Genomic DNA, 6,277 nt, shown 5'->3' with positions numbered 1-6,277 from the left:
GTGTCCCGCGTCGGAAATTCGTTTCATGAGTTCGGCGATCCAGGTGGATGCATCGCGAGGCGGCGGAGGAGCAGGTACTGGATGTACCTGCGACGACGCCAACGAAGCGAGGCGCCACCTGGACGTCGAAATCATCAACGAAATTCCGACGCGGGACACCAGACCGCACCCGATCTCGTCGGGACCGCATCTGTACCTTGACAACTCAACAGTGTGAACAAGCCTGCTGACCGACCGACCCGAACGTCAGCGACGGACGCGACACCATCGCGGCCGGTCGGTCAGCACGCTCGATCAGCAGGCTCGATCAGCAGGCGGGTCGGCACCCACCGACACTCGTCCCCCTGCGACCGTCGCAACCGTCATGCGGTGACCAGACGCTCCCGGAGCGCAACCTTCTGGACCTTGCCGGCGGCTGACGTCGGTAGCGAATCCACCACGAGGACGTCCCGGATCTTTCTGTACGGCAACACTTGTTCGGCAACGTAGGCCTGCAGGCGATGGGTGTCGACCTGGTGACCGGCTGCTGCGACGATGAAGGCCACGGGTTCCTGGCCCACACTGCCCGCCTCGCGACCGACGACGGCCGCCGCGGCGACGTCCGGGTGGGTGACGAGAATCTCCTCGAGCTCACGCGGATACACGTTGTAGCCCTTGTAGATCAGCATGTCCTTTGCCCGATCGCAGATGTAGAGGTAGCCGTCGTCGTCGCGATAAGCGATGTCGCCGGTGTCGAGCCATCCGTCGACGTACTGAGCGGCGGTGATCTCGGGATGGTTGTGATAGCCGTCGGTGACCTGCGGTCCGCGGACCCAGAGCTCGCCACGCTGCCCGGGTTCCAGAACGGTCGCACGGTCGTCGGCGGACCGAATCTGGATCTCGGTGTCAAATGTAGGTAGTCCGACACTGCCGAGCCGATACTCGCCGTCGCCGGTCAGCGGAGCCGACGACACCAGGCAGGTCGCCTCGGTGAGTCCGTAACCCTCGACGACCGCGCCCGCAGGGAACGCCGATGTCAGCGTCTCCAACGTCACCTGATCGATGGGGGCGGCACCAGAGGACACGACGCGCACCGACGTCAGGTCACGATGAGCGACATCGGGGTGTGAGGCGAGTGCGTGCCACATCGCCGGGCTTCCCGTGACATACGTGGCCCGATGCCGCTCGATCAGTTCGAGCATGCCCGCCGGATCGAATCGGCCGGCCAGCACCTGGGTGGCGCCGCAGAGCAGCAGAAAGGACATGTTGATCAGGGCATGTGCGTGGAACAGCGGTGACACCACAACGGTCGCCGCCGACCCTGGAACCACGCCGCGCCCATCGGCGCCGTCGCGGCTCTCGAGCCGCACCAGTCCGGTCGCGTCGGCGACCACCGCATGACCGGCCCGCCACCCGACCATCTGCGTCACATTCGCCACGACATTGCGGTGCAGCACCCGGACCCCCTTCGACACCCCCGTCGTGCCGCCGGTGAAGGCGAGATGCGCCAGATCCGATCCGACCACGTCGGTGATCGCCGGATCGGTATGGCCGGCAGTGAACTCCGCCAAGGTGATCACACCGTCCGGAACGGTTTCGACATCGATACCGGGCCGATCGGCCAGCACGACAGCGGTCACACCGTGATCGCTGTCGGCTTCGAGGAGACGATCGAGCTGCGCACTGCCCGTGAACGCAATCGACGCTCCGGTCTCGGCCAGTTGTGCTCGCAAGCCTGGCATCGGCTGCAACGGATTGACCGGCGTGACAGCCGCACCGGCGCGCAACGAACCGTAGTAGCAGACGATGAACTCGATGCTGTTGCCCAGATGCAACAGCACCACGTCGCCGTCCCCGACACCCGCGGCACGCAGCGCCGCGGACACACGTGCCGTCGCCACATCGAGTTCGTCGTAGGTGAGTACGCGGTCCTCGTCGACCACAGCGGCCCGCGAACCGTACATCCGCGCCATACTCGGTGGCAGCGCCGCCATCGTGATGTCCGGGTAGTTCAGCTCCGTGCTCATCGATCTCCTTGTCTCGGTGCGCCCCGAATGCATGTCCTCGCCGGGCCGGCGTCAGAGACGCTCGACGATGGTGGCGTTGGCCATCCCGCCGGCTTCGCACATCGACTGCAAGCCGTACCGGATACCGTTGTTGCGCATGTGATGTACGAGTCGCGTCATGAGAATCGCGCCGGAGCCACCGAGCGGATGGCCCACCGCGATGGCGCCGCCGAGCGGATTCACCCGATCCGCGTCAGCACCGGTCTCGATCTGCCAGGCCAGCGGCACCGGCGCGAACGCCTCGTTGATCTCGAACGCGCCGATGTCGCCGATGGTCAGACCGGACCGCTCGAGAGCTTTCGCAGTTGCTGCGATCGGGCCGGTGAGCATGATGACGGGGTCGTCACCGGCTACCACCGCCGTGTGTACCCGGGCAATCGGCGTGAACCCGAGCTTAGCCGCAGTCTGCGAACACATGACGAGCAACGCCGCCGCGCCATCGGAGATCTGAGAAGCATTGCCGGCGTGAATAACCCCGTCCTCTCGGAAAGCGGGCTTGAGCGCCGACATCGACTCGAGCGTGCCGCCACGCCGAATGCCCTCATCCCCTTCGAGGACGCCGGTGATCGGCGCCAGTTGCCCGTCGAAGGCGCCCGCATCAGCGGCTTGGGCGGCGAGTTCGTGTGAGCGAAGGGAGAACTCGTCGAGGGCGGTCCGGCTCAGCGACCATTTCTGGGCCATCATCTCCGCCCCGATGCCCTGACTGAAGCGATCGACGCCGTACCGGTCGAGGACGGTGGGCGGCTGACTCTCCCCGTTGGGCGCGGCGCTCCCCATCGGCACTCGGCTCATCGACTCCACACCGCCGGCCACCACGACGTCCTGTTGACCGGAGATCACCGCGGCCGCAGCCATACTGAGCGCTTGTTGGCTGGATCCGCAGGCCCTGGTCACCGTGGTGCCCGGCACCGATTCCGGCCAACCGGCGGCCAGAATCGCAGTACGCGCGACGTTGCCTGCCTGCTCGGAGGTCTGACTGACACACCCCCAGACGACATCGTCGATCACGGCCGGATCGAGCCCGGTCCGCTCGACCAACGACTCGAGCACATGTGCCGACAGGTCAGCGGGATGGATGCCGGACAGGGCGCCGCGTCGACGTCCGATCGGCGTGCGGACGGCATCGACGATCACTGCATCACGCATGGGATCTCCTTGAACTGAAATGCGGCTTGTACTGATGTGCGGCTCGGCTGCGGTGGCGAGACGCGCCCTCCCATCGAATGAACCTCGTGCGGCATACGAGCACAAGATGTTTCACACTCACGGTGCGATAGCCCTCGCCTATGTCGCGTGCGCGCCGACCGGCAGGTCCCGGCGCACCAGCACCTTGTCCCGCTCCGGATTCGCGAACACCAGGGCGAGGACCGCACATACGGAGGCAACGATGCCGATGATCTGGAACGAGGTCGCGTAGCCGGCCGCCGGGGTCGAGGCGTTGTCGACGATGACGCCCGTGGCGTACGGGGCGACCAGACCGCCGATGGCCATGATCGCGAGGAAAACACCCAGCGTCCCGGCGGTCTGGCGCGGCGGGCAGATTTCCGAGATGGCTGCGTTGAACAGCGGGAACACCGAGGTGGCGCAGCCGTAGCCGAGCGAGACCACCAACACCGCGAGGGCCGGGGTACTGATCGCTGGGAGGGTCACCAACAGCACGCCGGCGACGAGCACGCCCGTCGAGGGGACGATCACCCGCAACTTGCGTGATGTCGCACCGCGAGAGATCAGCCGGTCACCGACCACGGACGTCACGAGCATCATCGCGAGACCGACGATCGAGGGCAGCGCGAACATCGACCCGGCTTCCAATCGGCTGTAACCCAATCCCTTCTCGAAATAGGAGGGCAACCAGGTCAGCACCACCGTGACCAGCGCGTACACGCTCATCACCAGAAGTGCGGCGCTGATGAAGGTCCGGGTGGTGAAGATCCGCACCCACGGCACAGCAGGTTCGTCTGCACCGGATACCGACGTAACCGACGTGCTGTCGCCCGAGCCCTTGGGCTGCTTGCCGCCCGCGATATAGGGTCCGTCCTTCCAGGTGGCCAGCCAGACCACGCACCACAACAGACCCGCGACCGAAAGCGTGATCAGGGCTGCCCGCCAGCCGAGGTTGACGGTGATGACCGCCAGGATCGGCGCGATGGCGATCTTGGCGATCGACGCAGCCCCGGCCAACAGCGCGCCGGGAAGTGCTCGGCGGGCCGGTGGATGCCACGAGTAAGCGGCCGTGTGCAGCAGCGCCGAACTCGGCCCCTCGGCGAATCCTAGGAACAACCGACTCACGATGAGCACCGAGAACGCAGCGACCGCCACCATCGGCAGCATGGCCGCCGCCCAGCACACGGCCAGGATGACCAACGCCCACCGCAGCGACAGCCATCGGTTCAAAGCGCCGGCAAAGAACCCGCCGATCGTGAAGGTGAGGAAGAAGAGGCTGCCGACCAGACCGATCTGCGATGAATTGAAACCCAACTCGTCGGCGAGTGGCTGCGCGATGATCCCGAGGACTGCCTTGTCGGCATAGTTGACGACATACAGAGCGACGAGCAGGGAGGTCAGTCCCCATGCCCGGCGCCGAAGCGCGCCATCGGCGGGGACTGCGTCGGTCACGGGCGCACCTCCGGTGGCCGCGTCCGATCTGGCCTTGATGGTGGGCATGTCGTCCTCCTTCGACGGAAAATGGATGGGGGTGTCGAGCGAAGTAATCAGCACAGGTGACGTGAGCGAGGCTCGAACATCATCGTGTCGTGGATCACATCTGCGATCATTGAACCCCTCCCGCGCAATGGCGGGCAATGCCGGTTCGACGAATCGACAGACTGCGAATACCTATGGGTGCGGTCACCATGTCCCGCGACCACCCGTCATTGGCTCCCGCTAACAGATCGTTAGTCGATGACCTCGTTCCGCTACCGAGGTCTGCAGGGCATGCTGAGAGGGTTCAGTGATGCCGGCCACCGTCGGCATCACGGCACGACTGTCTCTCCCCGGCCGAACCGCACCCAAAAGAGAAGAGGTCACAATGGCCCGCCTCGCACAGACCCTGGGTCTCACCGACATCCAGACCGAGATTCTGGCGAACGTCCGACAGTTCGTCGACAAGCAGATCATCCCGAACGCCCAGCAACTCGAGCACAACGATTCATATCCACAGGAGATCGTCGACGGGATGCGCGACATGGGCCTGTTCGGCCTGATGATCCCTGAGGAATACGGCGGGCTCGGCGAGTCGCTGCTCACGTACGCGTTGTGCGTCGAAGAACTGGCGCGCGGGTGGATGAGCGTGTCCGGGGTGATCAACACCCATTTCATCGTTGCCTACATGCTGCGTCAGCACGGCACCGAGGAACAGAAGCGCAGATTCCTGCCACGGATGGCGACCGGCGAAGTGCGCGGCGCGTTCTCGATGTCGGAACCGGAACTCGGTTCGGATGTGGCCGCGATCAAGACCACCGCCAAGCGCACCGCCGACGGTGACTACTCGATCAGTGGCCAGAAGATGTGGCTGACCAACGGCGCGAGTTCGACGCTGGTGGCCGCGCTGGTGCGGACCGAGGAGGGCCAGGACAAGGCGCACAAGAATCTCACCACCTTCCTGGTGGAGAAACCCGCCGGGTTCGGCGAAGTGCTCCCCGGGGTGACCATCCCGACCAAGATCGACAAGATGGGCTACAAGGGAATCGACACCACCGAGCTCATCTTCGACGGTTACCGCGCCTCGGCCGACGACATTCTCGGCGGCTTCCCGGGCCGCGGGTTCGCCCACATGATGGACGGGGTCGAGGTGGGCCGGGTCAACGTATCTGCACGCGCCTGTGGAGTGGCCCAGCGCGCCTTCGAGCTCGCCGTCCGCTACGCCCAGCAACGATCAACCTTCGGTAAGCCGATCGCACAGCACCAGGCGATTGCGTTCAGCCTCGCCGAAATGGCCACCAAGGTGGAGGCCGCACACCTGATGATGGTCAACGCCGCCCGACTCAAGGATTCCGGCGACCGCAACGACGTGTCGGCCGGAATGGCCAAATACCTGTGCAGCGAGTACTGCGCGGAGGTCACCCAGGCAAGCTTTCGCATCCACGGTGGCTACGGCTACTCCAAAGACTTCGAGATCGAACGGCTCATGCGGGAGGCGCCGTTTCTGCTCATCGGTGAGGGCACCAGCGAGATCCAGAAGCAGATCATCAGCAAGGGACTACTGCGCGACTACCGCGAGAACTGAGGGGAAA

The 6,277-nt window shown here is 65.1% G+C and carries 5 protein-coding genes; 2 read left to right on the top strand and 3 right to left on the bottom strand.

Annotated elements, in window-relative coordinates:
- The coding region (locus OSB52_RS05265; protein WP_266060538.1) for a hypothetical protein at nt 1-217 on the top strand (217 nt) is incomplete at its 5' end.
- Nucleotides 218-362: 145 nt separating this feature from the next.
- Here OSB52_RS05265 and OSB52_RS05260 read toward each other — a convergent pair.
- The 3 genes from OSB52_RS05260 to OSB52_RS05250 form a co-directional block, all read right to left on the bottom strand.
- Nucleotides 363-2,006, bottom strand: coding sequence for a class I adenylate-forming enzyme family protein (locus OSB52_RS05260; protein WP_266060536.1), 1,644 nt, complete (start codon nt 2,004-2,006; stop codon nt 363-365).
- A 51-nt stretch (nt 2,007-2,057) separates the two neighbouring features.
- Nucleotides 2,058-3,191: a thiolase family protein gene (locus tag OSB52_RS05255; RefSeq protein ID WP_266060535.1), complete on the bottom strand. Its 1,134-nt coding sequence runs from the start codon at nt 3,189-3,191 to the stop codon at nt 2,058-2,060.
- 138 nt (nt 3,192-3,329) lie between these two features.
- Nucleotides 3,330-4,709 (bottom strand): MFS transporter, encoded by a 1,380-nt coding sequence (locus OSB52_RS05250; protein WP_266060534.1) that lies wholly within the window; start codon nt 4,707-4,709, stop codon nt 3,330-3,332.
- 364 nt (nt 4,710-5,073) lie between these two features.
- On the opposite strand from OSB52_RS05250, the gene OSB52_RS05245 reads away from it, so the two are divergent.
- Entirely contained in the window at nt 5,074-6,270 is a 1,197-nt protein-coding gene (locus OSB52_RS05245) for an acyl-CoA dehydrogenase family protein (RefSeq protein WP_266060566.1), read from the top strand.
- The last annotated feature ends 7 nt before the right edge of the window (nt 6,271-6,277 follow it).

This window comes from Gordonia aquimaris, assembly GCF_026262595.1.
GTDB lineage: Bacteria > Actinomycetota > Actinomycetes > Mycobacteriales > Mycobacteriaceae > Gordonia > Gordonia tangerina.
The sequence above is the reverse complement of the archived record's forward strand: the minus strand, read 5'-3'. Positions and strand labels throughout refer to the sequence as shown.